Here is a 14869-nt window from a genome sequence, read left to right on the forward strand (position 1 = left end):
CGGCGCTCCGAACGGCACCCCCGCCCGTCCCGCCGCTCAGGACGCCACCTTCTCCCGTTCCGTCGCCAGTTCCAGCATTTCCTCCACCTCGGCCTCGCGGATGCGGGACGTGGTGTGGAGGTAGTGGATGTCGCGACCGAAGGACCAGGTCAGGGAGGTGAGGGCGAGGGCCGTGACGGCGAAGGAGGCTGCTGCGGGGAGGTAGCCCGAGGCGGCCAGGAGGAGGAAGACGCCCTGCATCGCGGCCACCGTCTTGCGGGCCATGCTCGGGGGGAGCGGGGCGTTGAGCCACGGGTAGACGCGGGCCGCCGCCACGAACGCGTAGCGCATCCCGCCTATCAGCAGGACCCACGGGCCCTCCTGCATGGAGACGTACACGCTCAGTACCAGGATCAGGAACGCGTCCACCTCCATGTCGAAGCGGGCGCCCAGCGGCGTCGAGGTGCCCGTGGCGCGGGCCACCTTGCCGTCCACACCGTCGAGGATCAGGGCGACGGCCGTGAGACCGACGAAGACGGTGACCGGCGGTGAGCTCTCGAAGGAGTCGGCGACCAGGGCGGTCACACCCCCGACCAGGGTCGCGCGGCCGAGGGTCACCCGGTTGGCCGGGCCGAAGGAACGCGGCCGGGTGCGGTGCAGCGCCCGGGAGAGCACCGCCCACGTGGCGACGGCGAAGGCGAGGCCGGTCAGCCAGCCCGCCGGCCCCATGCCGATCGCCGTACCGAGCAGGGCCAGCAACAGGATCTGCACGCCCGCTCCCACAGCGGTCTCCTGCTGGACCAGCCTTGCGTCGTAAGTGTTGTTCAGGGCCACCGCACACCCTCCGGCCATGTGACAGAGTCGATCACGCCGCGTACTGTGCGCGGCCTGTGCACACCTCGGTACGTGAACCACTTCCCGATCGTTCAGGAGGACGTCGATGAACCGCGTCGCACGCGCGTTCTGGCTGGATCGCCCGGGCGAGGGCCGGATACGGGACGTCGACCTGCCGGAACCCGCGGGGGACGAGGTACTGGTGCGCTCACTCTTCTCCGGTGTGAGCCGTGGGACGGAGACCCTCGTCTTCCGGGGCGGAGTGCCCGAGAGCCAGCACGCGGCCATGCGCGCCCCCTTCCAGGAAGGCGACTTCCCGGCCCCCGTGAAGTACGGCTACCTGAACGTGGGAGTGGTGGAGGAGGGGCCCGACGGACTGGCCGGGCGGACCGTGTTCTGCCTCTATCCGCACCAGACCCGGTACGTCGTACCCGCCGACGCCGTCACCGTCGTACCGGACACCGTGCCCGCCGAGCGGGCCGTCCTCGCCGGCACCGTGGAGACCGCCGTCAACGCCCTCTGGGACGCCGCGCCCCTGATCGGCGACCGGATCACCGTCGTCGGCGGCGGCATGGTCGGCTGCTCGGTGGCCGCACTGCTCGCGCGCTTCCCGGGCGTGAGGGTGCAGCTCGTGGACGCCGACCCCGCACGGGCCAGGGTCGCCCGGGCCCTCGGCGTCGACTTCGCCCTGCCGGCGGACGCAGAGGGCGAGCGGGACCTCGTCGTCCACGCCAGTGCCACCGAGCAGGGGCTCGCCCGCTCCCTCGAACTGCTCCGTGCCGAGGGCACGGTGATCGAACTCAGCTGGTACGGCGACCGGAAGGTCTCCCTCCCGCTCGGCGAGGCCTTCCACTCCCGCCGGCTCGTCATCCGCTCCAGCCAGGTCGGCACCGTCTCCCCCCGCCGCGCCGGCCGGAGCTACGCCGACCGGCTCGCCCTCGCCCTCGAACTGCTCGCCGACCCGGCGCTCGACGCCCTCGTCACCGGCGAGTCCGCCTTCGACGAACTGCCGGACCTCATGCCGAAGCTGGCCTCCGGGGAGCTGCCCGCGCTGTGCCACCGGATCCGGTACGAGGACACACTCTGACGCGGTCGTTCCATCAGGGACGACTCCCGGGACCGGGGCAAGACCGCCTGACCTGAGAAAAGAGTGAGGGACGGCTGAACGCGGGCAACCGAAGAGCCGTACTACACGGCATCCCCCGGCGACCGACTGCCGGGGGGCCAGACGCGCCGCACCTGGAGGGTCGTCCGTTGTTCAGTGTCACCGTCCGCGATCACATCATGATCGCCCACAGCTTCCGCGGTGAGGTCTTCGGACCCGCGCAGCGCCTGCACGGAGCGACGTTCCTGGTGGACGCCACCTTCCGGCGCGAGCAGCTGGACGACGACAACATCGTCGTCGACATCGGACTGGCCACCCAGGAACTCGGCGCCGTCGTCAGCGAGCTGAACTACAGAAACCTCGACAACGAACCCGAGTTCGCCGGGACCAACACCTCCACGGAGTTCCTGGCCAAGGTCATCGCCGACCGGCTCGCCGACCGCATCGAGAAGGGCGCCCTCGGCGAGGGCGCCAAGGGCATCGCCGGGATCACCGTCACCCTGCACGAGTCGCACATCGCCTGGGCGAGTTACGAGCGTGCCCTGTGACCGACGTGACCCTGGAGAAGACGGCGCATCCGGCACTCGGATACGTTCCCGTACAGCACCCCGCGCTGAAGAACGCCGAGATCATCCCCATGTCCCTGCGCTCCGTGCACTTCGTGATGCCGGGCGGCGTCGACGACCCGGCCGCGCCGAGCGGCGGCAACGCCTACGACCGGCGCGTGAGCCTGGACCTGCCCGGCTTCGGCTGGCAGGTGCACAAGCACGCCGTGGCGGGGGAGTGGCCCCGGCCGGGGGCGGCCGCCCGCGCGGAGCTCGCCCGCACCCTGCGGGAGCTGCCGGACGGGACGGTCGTCCTGCTGGACGGGCTGGTCGCCTGCGGGGTGCCCGAGATCGTCGTACCGGAGACCGAGCGGCTGAGCCTCGCCGTGCTGGTGCATCTGCCGCTCGGTGACGAGACGGGTCTGGAGCCCGCGGTGGCCGCCGAGCTGGACGCGAAGGAGCGGGTGGTGCTGCGGGCCGTGCCCGCCGTGATCGCCACCAGCGAGTGGGCGGTCCGCCGGCTGGTCTCCCACCACGGCCTCGCCCCCGAGCGGGTCCATGTCGCCGCCCCCGGCGCCGACATCGCGCCCCTGGCCTCCGGCACCGACGGAGTCTCGCGGCTGCTGTGCGTCGCCGCCGTCACCCCGCGCAAGGGCCAGCACCGGCTGGTGCAGGCGCTCGCCGCGGCGGCCGAACTGCCGTGGAGCTGCGTGTGCGTGGGCGGGCTCGGGCACGACCCGGAGTACGTCGCCGAACTGCGGCAGCTCATCCGGGAGCACGGTCTCGAGGACCGGATCGAGCTGGCCGGCCCGCAGGCCGGCGCCGAGCTCGACGCCAGCTACAACTCCGCCGACCTCATGGTCCTCACCTCCTACGCGGAGACGTACGGCATGGCCGTGACCGAAGCCCTCGCGCGCGGCATCCCCGTGCTCGCGACCGACGTCGGCGGCCTGCCCGAGGCGGTCGGCCGCGCCCCCGACGGCGGCGTGCCCGGCATCCTCGTGCCGCCGGAGGACCCCGCCGCCCTCGCCGCCGAACTGCGCGGCTGGTTCGGCGAGGCCGACGTGAGGCGCCGGCTGAAGGCCGCGGCCCGGAGCCGACGGGCCGCCCTGGACGGCTGGGCGACCACGGCACGCAGCCTCGCCGCAGTGCTGGGCCGGCTGCCGAGCGAGCCCGAGAGGGCGGCATGAACAGGACCGTACCGGCGCGGGCCGGGGGGACGATCCCGGCGCAGCCGGGGCCGAGGGACATGCGGGAGACGGTGGGGGAGGGACGGCAGATGGTGACACGGACGGCGGATGTGCCCACGGAGACCGGGGCGCACGAGGCGAAGGCGGTGGGTTCCGTGGCGGAGGGCACGCAGGGCACGGACGGCCCGGCAGCGGGCGCCGGTCCCGCATCCGGCGGTGCGCCGGGCGCGGAACCGACGGCGGTCGCCGCCGGTTCCGTGATCCCCGGAGCCGGTCCCGCCGGGTCCGGCGAGCGCGCCACCGTACGCCTGCGCGAGACCGGGCCGGACGAGCCCCCGCGCTACGCCCCCGAGTGGCTGGAGCTGCGCGAACCCGCCGATGCCGCCGCCCGCTCGCACGACCTGCTCGACCCGCTGCGCATCCGGCTCGCCAACCTGCCGGGCAAGGCCGGGCTGGTCATCCACGACCTCGGCTGCGGCACCGGCTCCATGGGGCGCTGGCTCGCGTCCCGCCTCGACGGCGCCCAGCACTGGGTGCTGCACGACCGCGACCCGTACCTGCTGCACTTCGCGGCCGTCGCCTCGCCGCGGTCCGCCGCCGACGGCAGCCGGGTCTCGGTGGAGACCCGCCGCGGCGACGTCGCCCGGCTGACCGCCGACGGTCTCGCCGGGGCCTCCCTGGTGACCGCCTCCGCCCTCCTCGACGTCCTTACCCGCGAGGATCTGGAGACCCTGGCCGACGCCTGCACGGGGGCGGGCTGTCCGGCCCTGCTGACGCTCTCCGTCGCCGGCCGTGTCGAGCTCACGCCGGCCGACCCGATGGACGCGGAGATCACCGAGGTGTTCAACGCCCACCAGCGCCATGACGGCCTGCTCGGCCCGGACGCGGTGGACGTCGCCTGCGAGGTCTTCTCGGAACGGGGCGCCACGGTACGGGTCAACCCGAGCCCCTGGCGGCTCGGTCCCGGCGAGGCCGAGCTGACGGCCCAGTGGCTGCGCGGCTGGGTCGGGGCGGCCGTCGAGGAACGCCCCGAGCTGGCGGCGCGTGCGGAACGGTATCTGCGCGACCGCCTGGCCGCCTGCGAGGCCGGCGAACTGCACGTCACCGTCCACCACAGCGACCTCCTGGCGATGTCCCGCCCGACGGGCGGGGCGTGATGAGCGTGGAGACGGTGCGGACGGTCGCGGTGCCCGCCGACCGAGGGGGTGTCGCGGAAGCCGGGCGGGGCGTGGCTGCCGCTTCTGACGCGCCGGTGAACCCTCGTGTCGAGGGGGCCGCCGTGCCGGCGCCTGCCGGTGCCGCCTCCGTCGTGGTCGAGGTGTGGGACGACGGGGCCGCCTGTCTGGCGGCGCGGGAGTCGGCCCTGCGGGCTCGGGCCGCGGAAGTCGCCCTCCGCGAGGAGCGCGACCGTGCCGCGAACGGCAGGTCGTGGTGGCGAGGGGCCCTGGCGCGGCTCAACTCCCCTGTTCTGCGCCGCCACTTCGGGACCGTCGCGGGTGTCGTCATCCTCGGGGCCCTGCTGTGGCACCTCGGTACCGGTGTGCTGCTGGACGGGCTGCGGCGGATCGACGCGACGACACTGGTGCTGGCGCTCGTGACCGGTGTGGTCACCACCGTGCTCAGCGCCTGGCGCTGGGCGCTGGTGGCCCGGAGCCTGAAGATGCGGCTGCCGCTCGGGGCGGCCGTCGCCGACTACTACCGCGCGCTGTTCCTGAACGCCGCCCTGCCCGGCGGTGTCCTCGGGGACGTGCACCGGGCCGTCCGGCACGGCAAGGACGCCGGTGACCTCGGCCGCGGGGTACGGTCGGTCGTCCTCGAACGGGTCGCCGGACAGGTCGCGCTGACCGTCGTCGGCGGCGCGGTGCTGCTGACGATGCCGTCCCCCGTGCGCGCCGAGGTCCGCAGCTTCGCCCCGCCCGTCCTGCTCGCGGTGGTCGGCGCACTGGCCGTCGTCCTGGCGCTGCGGATGAACCGTACCGCCGACCCGCGCCGGGGCCGCGCCCTGCGCGCGAGCCTCGCGGAGGCGCGCGAAGGACTGCTCTCCCGCCGCAACGGACCCGGCGTCGCGCTCTCCTCGCTGCTCGTCCTAGCCGGTCACATCGGGATGTTCGTGCTCGCCGCCCGGGTCGCCGGCTCCCCGGCCTCCGTCGCCGCGCTCATCCCGCTCGCGGTGCTGGCACTGGTGGCCATGGGGCTGCCGCTGAACGTCGGCGGCTTCGGCCCCCGTGAGGGCGTCACCGCCTGGGCGTTCGGCGCGGCCGGACTCGGTGCGAGCAGCGGCGTGGCGGTCGCCGTCGTGTACGGCGTGCTCAGCTTCGTCGCCGCCCTGCCGGGCGCGGTCGTCCTCGTCGCCCGCTGGTACACGGGGCTGCGGGCGGGTTCCGGGCAGGCCCCGGAACCCGGCACCGGCTATTCGCGTCCTTCCTCCGAGGTGAGGAGCGAGAAATACGCGCCGAAGGATTCCGCGAGGCTCGCCAGCAGTTCCTTCCCCTTTTCGGCGGAGCCCAGCGAAGGCCGTCCGATGACGCCCGAATCGGTATAGCCGGACATACCGAGGGTGAGCAGATGACGACGGTCGTCCGCGACGAAATCGGAGGTCTCGTAACCGGGCCGGAGGAATTCCGGGTGAGCGTGCAGAAGGATGGAGGTCTCGATTTCTCCCGCGTGCATGTCGGTCAGCAGCGAGGTGGTCACCCCCGCCCGCTGCCGCGCCGTCTCCCAGTCCTCCACGGCCGGGAAGAGCGCCATGTGCTCGCCGCGGGCGGAGGATTCCTGAACGACGTTGCCCAGCACGTAGTTCCCGCCGTGCCCGTTGACCACCACCAGGGCGTCGACGCCGGAGCGGCGCAGGGACTGCGCGATGTCACTCACCACCGCATGAAGGGTCACAGAGGAGATGCTGACGGTCCCGGGCCAGCCCGCGTGCTCGTGCGAGCAGGAGATCGTCACCGGAGGGAGGAGGTGCACCGGGTACGCCGCCGCGATCTCCCGGGCCACGGCACAGGCGACCAGCGTGTCGGTCGCCAGCGGAAGGAACGGACCGTGCTGTTCGAAGCTTCCCACCGGAAGGACCGCGACCTGCGTTGAGACACCCGCCGCCCTGGTCCGTACCTCTTCCGTGGTGTCCGCCGGCACCAGCCCGTCCGCCGCCGTACGTGCGCCCGAACCACTCATTTCTTCACGGCCTTTCGTCTCTGCTTAGGAATCGAATCATGACAGATAAAATCGGAGTACTCGGCAAGAAGACCGCGAAGCGCACCGGCGTGGAACGCATAGTGAATGCCCCGCTGCCCACGGTGTACGGACAATTCAGGGCGGTCGGTTACATCGATCACGATCGCGGTGACGAACAAGTCGCCCTCGTGCACGGTGAGATCGGCACGGACGACGTCCTGACCCGGCTGCATTCCGAGTGCCTGACGGGTGACGCGTTCGGCTCCCAGCACTGCGAGTGCGGGGACCAGTTGGCGTCCGCGCTGAAGGCCGTAGTCGCCGAGGGCAGCGGCATCGTCGTCTACCTGCGGGGCCACGAGGGCCGCGGTATCGGTCTGCTCGCCAAGCTGCGGGCGATGGCCCTGCAGGCGGAGGGCCTGGACACGGTCGAGGCCAACCTCGCGCTCGGGCTGCCGGTCGACGCCCGCGACTACGGTGTCGCCGCCGGCATCCTGCACGACCTGGGCGTGAACTCCGTACGCCTGATGTCCAACAACCCGCGCAAGCGCGAGGCGTTGGTCGAGCACGGCATCGAAGTCGCCGAGACCGTACCCCTGTTGATCCCGCCGTGCGAGAGCAACATCACCTACCTGCGCACCAAGCGGGAACGGCTCGACCACGTGCTGCCGCACCTGGACGCCCTGGCCCACCTGTCCTGAACACGCGCTTACGGGCCGGCGGGCGGGGACAGGAAGAGGGGACGACCCGACATCCCCGGGAGGTTCGCCGGTGAACACGCAGGCCAGTGCCGTCATCATCGGCGGCGGGGTGATGGGCGCGAGCATCGCCTACCACCTCGCCGCCGCCGGTGTCCGCGACGTAGTCCTCGTCGAACGGGACGAACTCGCCTCCGGATCCACGTCGAAGGCGGCCGGCGGGGTGCGGGCGCAGTTCTCCGACGAGCTGAACATCCGGCTCGGGGCCCGCAGCCTGGAGGCGTTCGGCCGCTTCCACGAGGAGTTCGGGTACGACATCGGGCTGAACCGCGTCGGCTACCTGTTCCTGCTGTCGACGCCGGAAGAGGTCGCCTCCTTCGAGCGGAGCGTCGCGCTGCAGAACTCCCTGGGCGTGCCCAGCCGCATGATCACGCCGAAGGAGGCCCGCCGGCTCTCCCCGCTGATCAGCACCGACGGTCTGCTCGCCGCCGCCTTCTCCCCGGAGGACGGCCACTGCACCCCCGAGACGGTCGTGCACGGCTACGCCGCCGCAGCGCGCGCCCTGGGCGCCCGCGTCCTGCGGCACACCGAGGTCACCGGCATCGAACTGCGGGGCGACCGGATCACCGGCGTCGCCACGACCCTGGGCCGCATCGCGACCGACACGGTCGTCTGCGCGGCCGGCCCCTGGTCGCGGGCGGTCGGCGCGATGGCCGGCGTCGACCTGCCGGTCGTGCCGCTGCGCCGCCAGATCGCGGTCACCGAACCCCTCGCCGAGTCCCGCCCCGGCCTCCCCATGACGATCGACTTCACCACCAGCCTCTACTTCCACGCCGAGGGCCCAGGCCTCCTTCTGGGGATGTCCGATCCCGAGGAGCGGCCCGGCTTCGCCACCGACACGCACGACCGCTGGATCCCCGCTTTGTACGCGGCCATGGAGCGCCGCGCCCCGGCCCTGCTCGACCTGCGCCGCACCGGCGGCTGGGCGGGCCTGTACGAGATCACTCCCGACCACAACGCGTTGATCGGCGAGGCCACTTCGGTCTCCCGCTTCCTCTACGCCACCGGCTTCTCCGGACACGGCTTCCTCCAGGGTCCTGCCGTCGGCGAGGTGATCCGCGACCTGTACCTGGGCCGCGTACCCTTCGTGGACGTCCGCCCCTTGAGCGCCGACCGTTTCGCGGCCGACGCCCCGCGCCCGGAGGTCAATCTCGTATGACCGAGCTCCACCTGTGGCTGCGCCACGAGGCCCGTACGACCGAACGCCGCACGCCGCTCGTGCCGTCCGACGCCCGGCGGCTCGTCGAGGCGGGGGTGACGCTGACCGTGGAGGAGTCCCCGCAGCGGATCTTCCCGATCGAGGAGTACGAGGCGGCGGGCTGCGGCGTCGCGCCCGCGGGTTCGTGGGTGTCGGCGCCGGACGACGCCGTGATCCTGGGCCTGAAGGAACTCCCGGACGAGCCCGGTGAGTTGCCGCACCGCCATATCTTCTTCGGGCACGCCTACAAGCGGCAGCCGGGGGCCGAGACCCTGCTGCGGCGCTTCGCCGCCGGAGGAGGGGCCCTGCTCGACCTGGAGTACCTGGTCGACGACGACGGCCGTCGTCTCGCCGCCTTCGGCTTCTGGGCCGGTTACCTGGGCGCCGCCCTGGCCGTGCTCCAGCACCGCGGCAGGCTGGCCGTCCCGCTCACGCCGGGGTCGAAGGAGGAGCTGGACGACAGGCTCCGGCGGGCCGACGGGGACGAGGAGCTCACCGCGCTGGTGATCGGTGCCCTGGGCCGCAGCGGCCGCGGCGCGCGGGTCGCCTTCCAGGTCGCGGGTATCGACCCGACCTGCTGGGACCTCGCCGAGACCCGTGACCTGGACCGCCCCGCCCTGCTCGCCCACGACGTCATGGTGAACGCGGTCCTCGCCACCTCGCCCATCCCGCCCTTCGTGCGCGAGGAGGACCTCGACGACCCCGGCCGCCGTCTGCGCACCCTGTGCGACGTCACCTGCGACGTCGGCTCGCCGCTGAACGTCCTGCCGGTCTACGACCGCACCACGGACTGGGACGAGCCGGTGCGCCGGCTGCGCAAGGAACCCCATCTGGACCTCATCGCCATCGACAACCTGCCGTCTTTGCTGCCGCGGGAGTCCAGCACGGACTTCTCGTCCGCCCTGGTGCCGCAGTTGCTGGACTTCTCCGTCGGCGGGCCGTGGGGACGCTGTCTGGACCGGTTCCACCAGGCCTGCCGTGAACTCGGCGTCACGGAAGGGGACTCCGGCCGTGGCTGAGCCCGTCGCCGCGTCCGGCACCGTCCACTGGATCGGCGCCGGACTGTCCACGGGCAGCGGGCTCGCCCGGCTGTGCGAGACGGCCGGGCGGGTGCGTCTGTGGCATCGCAGCGAGACGCGGGCCGCGGACGCCCTGGACCGCCTCGGGCTCGGCTCGCGCGCCGAGCCCCGCGCCTACACGCTCCCCGCGCTCACCGCCGAACTGGCGCCCGGCGACATCGTCGTGTCGATGCTGCCCGCGCCGGAGCACGCCGGAATCCTGGCCGCCTGTGTCGCGGGCGGCGCCCATTTCGCCTGCTCCAGCTACGTCTCGGACGCCGTCCTCGAACAGGTGCCGCGGGCAGCGCGATCGGGCCTGGTCGTGCTCACCGAGGCCGGGCTCGACCCGGGCATCGACCACCTCTTCGCCCACAGCCTGGTCGCCCGCGCCGGCGCGGCCATCGGCGCGGGCACCCCGGCGTCGTACACCTTCACCTCGTACTGCGGCGGCATACCCGCCGTCCCGAACGACTTCAGGTACCGCTTCAGCTGGGCTCCCGCAGGCGTCCTCAACGCCCTGCGCTCGCCCGCCCGTTACATCGAGGAGGGCGCCGAGACCACCGTAGACCGCCCGTGGGAGGCCACCCGCACCCATGTCCTCGACGGGGAGCCCTTCGAGGTCTACCCCAACCGCGACAGCGTGCCCTTCGTCGAGCAGTACGGGCTTCCGGCGGCCTGGCGGGCTCGGTCCTTCGTCCGCGGCACCCTGCGGCTCGACGGCTGGCTGCGGGCCTGGGACGCGGTGTTCGAGGAGCTGAAGGCCGGCGACGACGCGCGGATCGCCGCCCTTGCACGGGAGTTGGCGGCCCGCCACCCGACGACGGACGCCGACCGCGACCGGGTCGTCCTCGCCGTGTCACTGGACGTGCGCGCACAGGACCGCACTTGGTCGGGGAGCTACCTCCTCGACCTGGTGGGGGACGCGCGGGAGAGCGCCATGGCCCGCTGCGTGTCGCGCCCGCTGGCCCTGGGCGTCCGGCACATCCTGGACAAAAGCCTGCCGGCGGGGCTGAACAGGGCCGCCGGGACGGCGGCCCGTTCCGAGGAGTGGCTGGACGAACTCAGGTCCGAGGGAGTGGGGTTCGGCCTCCGTCTCGCTCCCTAGCGGTCAGCCGGTGATGGCCTCGTGGACCAGGCGCTTGAGGTCCGGGACGATCCTCAGGGACGTCTTCGGGCGGACCTGGGTCATGAACTGGACGGTCAGGTCATGGACGGGGTCCACCCAGAAGGTCGTCGTCGCCGCGCCGCTCCAGCCGTAGGCGCCCAGGGTCGACGGGACCTGGGTGCGTTCGGGGTCGATGACGACCGAGACGCCGAGGCCGAAGCCGACGCCGTCGTTGTTGGGCTCGTCGTGGGCCGGGCGGGAGCCGAAGGAACGCAGGTCCGCGTTGCCGGGCAGGTGGTTCCTGGTCATCAGGTCCACGGTCTCGGGGGCCAGCAGACGGACGCCGTCGAGCTCGCCCCGCCGGCGCAGCAGCTCCATGAAGCGGTGCATGTCGTACGCGGAGGCCACCATCCCGCCGCTGCCGGACAGCAGACGGGGCCGCCCGCCGCGCAGCGGCAGCCCGGGCACCGGCTCGATGCCGCCGGAGTCCGTCTCGCCGTACAACTCCGCCAGCCTCGGCGCCTGTTCGTCGGTGACCTGGAAGCCTGCGTCGGACATGCCGAGCGGGCCGAGGATGCGCTCGGCGAAGAACACGTCGAGCGACTGCCCGCTCACCACCTCGATCACCCGGCCGAGGACGTTGCTGGCGACCGAGTAGTTCCACTGCGTCCCGGGCTCGAACTGCAACGGCAGGCTCGCGTACACGTCCACCGTCCGCGCCAGGTCCGTGCCCGGTACGACCGAGGACTCGAGGCCGGCCGCGCGGTAGAGGGCGTCGACCGGGTGGGAGCGGTAGAAGGCGAAGGTGAGGCCCGCGGTGTGGGTCAACAGGTGCCTGATCAGGATGGGGCCGCGGGCCGGGCGGGTGCGCACGTCGGCGCCGGAGCCGCTCTCGTACACCTGTGGGTCCGCGAAGGCCGGCAGATGACGGGCGACCGGGTCGTCCAGCGACAGCCGGCCCTCCTCCACGAGTATCAGCGCGGCGACCGAGGTGACCGGTTTCGTCATGGAGTAGATCCGCCACAGCGTGTCGTGCCCGACCGGCAGCCCGGCCGCGACGTCGCGGCGGCCGAGCATGGTCAGATGGGCGACGCGTCCGCCGCGGGCCACGGCCACCAGGAAGCCGGGCACGCGCCCGTCGTCGACGTGGTGGGCGAGGTGCTGGTCGAGGCGGTCCAGCGCCTTCGCGTCCAGTCCGACCTCGCTCGGGTCGACCTCTTGCCGCAGCTGTGCCATCGCTCTCCTCCGAATGCGCTCGTCGAGGTGGCGGACGGGACATCCCGCATATCCCGCCGCCCTGACCTCAGAACTCATCGTCGCGCAGGAACACCGGAACGGTCCCCGGGTTGACCAGGATTGATCATCAAGGCGCAACGTTCCGGCAGGGATCCGGCCAAGACCGCCCCCACCGCGGCCACGGCGGCGAGCACGATCAGCGGCAGCCGCGCGCCGCCCGCGTGCGATCCCATCAGCGTCGTCGCCACGGCCACGCCCAGCACCGGCCCGACGTTCATCGCCGTCTGCTTCAGCCCGCCCGCCACCCCGGCCGACTCGACCGCCGCCTCCCGCACGACGACGTGGGTGGCCGCCACCATCACCGTGCCGAAGCCGGCGCCCAGCAGACCGAACCCGGCGCAGAAGGCGAGGGTGCCCGTGGCGCGGTCCAGGACCACGATCCCGGCGGCGAGCACCGCCATCGCCGTGACCGTCGTACGCCGGGCGCCGAACCGGCGCAGCAGCACCGCGCAGCACGGCGCGGCGAGGATCATCAGGGCCGCCAGCGGCAGACTGAGCAGGGCCATGCGCAGCGGGCCGACGCCGAGGGCGTTCTGCAGCAGGAAGGTGGCGGTGAACAAGGTGCCCTGCAGCGCGGCCGACGCCATGACCAGGACGCCGACCGCCCGGCCGACGCCCGCCGAGCCGACGAGGTCCGGCGGCACCAGCGGACTCGCGGCCCGCCGTTCGTGCCGTACGAAGACGGCGCCCGTAGCGAGGGCCACCGCGGCCCCGGCACCGCTCGCCGGGGTCCAGCCCCGTTCCGGCAGACCGACGAGAGCCTGGACGAGGCCGGCCAGGGCCAGCGCCAGCAGCAGGGCACCGGGCAGGTCGAGGGAGACGGCCGGGCGCGGGGAGAGCGTGTCGGGGCCGGTCCTGTGCGCTCGCCGGGGGGAGGGTGCGCCAAGTCCGGCCCCGTGCGGTCGCCCCGTCCCGCCGCGCGAGGCGAGGGCCAGGGCGCCCAGGGTCAGGGTCGGTACGACGTTCAGGAAGAAGGCGGCGCGCCATCCCGGGCCGGCCACCAGGGCCCCGCCCAATACGGGTCCCGTCGCGGCCGCCAGCCCGATCGCACTGGTCCGTACGGCGATCGGCATCCGCAGCCGGTCCGGTGGGAACGCGGCCCGCAGCATGGCCAGCGTGGCCGGCTGCAGCAGCGCGCCGAACACCCCCTGGACCACCCGCAGCGCGATCACCCAGCCGATCCCGGGGGCCAGGCCGATACCCGCCGAGGCCGCTCCGAAGCCCAGCATGCCGGTGCCGAACAGCCGTTGGTGCCCGTACCGGTCCCCGAGCCGCCCGGAGAACACCAGCAGGCCCGCCACCGCGATGAGATAGCCCGTGCTGGTCCACTGGACCTGTGCGAAGGAGGCGTGCAGGTCCCGCCGCAGGGTCGGCTGCACGACCGAGAGGACCGTGCCGTCCAGGGCGACCACCACGGCTCCGACGACGCTGCCCGTCAGCGCCAGGGCGCGCTGCCGGCTCACGCCTCGGCCCCGAGGTGCGCGTCCAGCGCTGCGCGCAGCAACGGCGTGAAGTCCTCTGTCTCTGTGGCGAGTTGGAGGCTTCCCCAGACCCAGAGCTGGGCGATGCCGTGCATGTTCGCCCACAGTGCCCCCGCGACGACCCGGGCGTCCGCCTCGGGGCGGGCCCGGCCGACCAGCTCCACCAGCGCGCCGAACAGCGGCATGCTGGTGTCCCGCAGGCCCAGGTGGCCGCTCTCCAGCAGGTCGTGACGGAACATCAGCTCGTACATTCCGCGGTTGGCCAGCGCGAACTCCAGGTACACGCGCCCCAGTTCCGCCACCTGCTCGCGCGGTGAGGCCGTACCGGCCCCGACCGCCGCCGTGGCCCGCTCGGCCAGGTCGGCGAACCCGCGCCGGGCGATGGCCGACAGCAGCTCGACGTGGGTGGGGAAGTAGCGTCGCGGCGCCCCGTGCGAGACACCCGCCCGGCGCGCGATCTCCCGGAGGGTCAGCGCCTGCACCCCTTCCCGGGCGACCAGCTCCACACCGACGCCGACGAGCCGGGCCCGCAGTCCCGTCTCCGGGTCGGGCTTTGACGATTGAGGCATAGACACTGTCTACCAATGATTCGTAGACACTGTCTACCCTCGGGCCCGTGGAAGCCGGGAATGCGCCGCCGCGCCGGAGGGGTTGACCCGGATATGACTCAGGACACACTGCTCGAGCTGCTGTCGGACCATCGCGGCGGCGTACTGGTCACCCTCAAGCGCGACGGCCGCCCCCAGCTGTCGAACGTCAGCCACCACTACGACCCGGACGAGCGGATCATCCGCATCTCCGTGACCGACGACCGGGCCAAGACCCGCAACGTGCGCCGCGACCCGAGGGTGTCGTACCACGTGTCCAGCCCCGACCGCCGCGCCTACACCGTCGTCGAGGGCACCGCCGACCTCTCGCCCGTCGCCAAGGACCCGCACGACGACACGGTGGAGGAACTCGTCCGCCTCTACCGCGCCGTCCTGGGCGAGCACCCCGACTGGGACGACTTCCGCGCCGCGATGGTGCGCGACGGCCGGCTGGTGCTGCGGCTGAAGGTGGAACGGGCGTACGGAATCCCGAAGGGCGCCAACCAGGGCTGAAACGGGCCGCCCCACGGCTGTGGACCGGGTCCTAGGTCCGTGGCCGCAG

Annotated in this window: 14 protein-coding genes and 1 pseudogene; 10 read left to right on the forward strand and 5 right to left on the reverse strand. The window is 73.0% G+C overall.

Features of this window, described 5'->3' with window-relative positions; genetic code table 11:
• Positions 1-36: 36 nt before the first annotated feature.
• Positions 37-813: a CDP-alcohol phosphatidyltransferase family protein gene (locus tag FBY22_RS09680; RefSeq protein ID WP_142147487.1), complete on the reverse strand. Its 777-nt coding sequence runs from the start codon at positions 811-813 to the stop codon at positions 37-39.
• Positions 814-919: 106 nt separating this feature from the next.
• Between FBY22_RS09680 and FBY22_RS09685 the strand changes: the two genes are divergently transcribed.
• From FBY22_RS09685 to FBY22_RS44760, 5 genes and pseudogenes are all read left to right on the forward strand, one after another.
• A complete protein-coding gene (locus FBY22_RS09685; RefSeq protein WP_142144145.1) occupies positions 920-1900 on the forward strand; it encodes a zinc-binding alcohol dehydrogenase in 981 nt (326 codons plus the stop codon).
• A gap of 167 nt (positions 1901-2067) precedes the next feature.
• Positions 2068-2466, forward strand: coding sequence for a 6-carboxytetrahydropterin synthase (locus FBY22_RS09690; protein ID WP_142144147.1), 399 nt, complete (start codon positions 2068-2070; stop codon positions 2464-2466).
• Positions 2463-3653: a glycosyltransferase family 4 protein gene (locus tag FBY22_RS09695; RefSeq protein ID WP_142144149.1), complete on the forward strand. Its 1191-nt coding sequence runs from the start codon at positions 2463-2465 to the stop codon at positions 3651-3653. Before FBY22_RS09690 ends, FBY22_RS09695 begins: the two co-directional genes overlap by 4 nt.
• On the forward strand, positions 3650-4810 hold the full coding sequence (locus FBY22_RS09700; protein WP_260844767.1) for a class I SAM-dependent methyltransferase: 1161 nt from the start codon (positions 3650-3652) through the stop codon (positions 4808-4810). Before FBY22_RS09695 ends, FBY22_RS09700 begins: the two co-directional genes overlap by 4 nt.
• Positions 4810-5928, forward strand: a pseudogene (locus tag FBY22_RS44760) (YbhN family protein); the annotation flags it as partial. The gene FBY22_RS09700 and the pseudogene FBY22_RS44760, both read left to right, overlap by 1 nt.
• A gap of 134 nt (positions 5929-6062) precedes the next feature.
• Here FBY22_RS44760 and FBY22_RS09710 read toward each other — a convergent pair.
• Complete coding sequence (locus FBY22_RS09710) at positions 6063-6827, reverse strand: creatininase family protein (protein ID WP_142144153.1); 765 nt, start codon at positions 6825-6827, stop codon at positions 6063-6065.
• Between the two features lie 38 nt (positions 6828-6865).
• Here FBY22_RS09710 and ribA point away from each other — a divergent pair, with 38 nt between their 5' ends.
• The 4 genes from ribA to FBY22_RS09730 all read left to right on the forward strand — a co-directional run bounded on the left by ribA (position 6866) and on the right by FBY22_RS09730 (position 10943).
• On the forward strand, positions 6866-7525 hold the full coding sequence (gene ribA / locus FBY22_RS09715; protein WP_142144155.1) for a GTP cyclohydrolase II: 660 nt from the start codon (positions 6866-6868) through the stop codon (positions 7523-7525).
• Between the two features lie 70 nt (positions 7526-7595).
• A complete protein-coding gene (locus FBY22_RS09720) occupies positions 7596-8741 on the forward strand; it encodes an FAD-binding oxidoreductase (RefSeq protein ID WP_142144157.1) in 1146 nt (381 codons plus the stop codon).
• Positions 8738-9799 (forward strand): saccharopine dehydrogenase, encoded by a 1062-nt coding sequence (locus FBY22_RS09725; RefSeq protein ID WP_142144159.1) that lies wholly within the window; start codon positions 8738-8740, stop codon positions 9797-9799. Before FBY22_RS09720 ends, FBY22_RS09725 begins: the two co-directional genes overlap by 4 nt.
• Positions 9792-10943 (forward strand): saccharopine dehydrogenase family protein, encoded by a 1152-nt coding sequence (locus tag FBY22_RS09730; RefSeq protein WP_142144161.1) that lies wholly within the window; start codon positions 9792-9794, stop codon positions 10941-10943. Before FBY22_RS09725 ends, FBY22_RS09730 begins: the two co-directional genes overlap by 8 nt.
• A 3-nt stretch (positions 10944-10946) precedes the next feature.
• Here FBY22_RS09730 and FBY22_RS09735 read toward each other — a convergent pair whose 3' ends face one another.
• The 3 genes from FBY22_RS09735 to FBY22_RS09745 form a co-directional block, all read right to left on the reverse strand.
• Entirely contained in the window at positions 10947-12179 is a 1233-nt protein-coding gene (locus FBY22_RS09735; protein ID WP_142144163.1) for a serine hydrolase, read from the reverse strand.
• 74 nt (positions 12180-12253) lie between these two features.
• Positions 12254-13702, reverse strand: coding sequence for an MFS transporter (locus FBY22_RS09740; protein ID WP_142144165.1), 1449 nt, complete (start codon positions 13700-13702; stop codon positions 12254-12256).
• Positions 13699-14289 carry a TetR/AcrR family transcriptional regulator gene (locus FBY22_RS09745; RefSeq protein ID WP_142144167.1) on the reverse strand — a complete coding sequence of 197 codons (591 nt, stop codon included), beginning with the start codon at positions 14287-14289 and terminating at the stop codon, positions 13699-13701. The genes FBY22_RS09740 and FBY22_RS09745 overlap by 4 nt, the downstream gene beginning before the upstream one ends.
• 93 nt (positions 14290-14382) lie before the next feature.
• On the opposite strand from FBY22_RS09745, the gene FBY22_RS09750 reads away from it, so the two are divergent.
• Complete coding sequence (locus tag FBY22_RS09750; protein WP_260844769.1) at positions 14383-14820, forward strand: PPOX class F420-dependent oxidoreductase; 438 nt, start codon at positions 14383-14385, stop codon at positions 14818-14820.
• Positions 14821-14869: the final 49 nt, after the last annotated feature.

Source organism: Streptomyces sp. SLBN-31 (assembly GCF_006715395.1).
GTDB lineage: Bacteria > Actinomycetota > Actinomycetes > Streptomycetales > Streptomycetaceae > Streptomyces.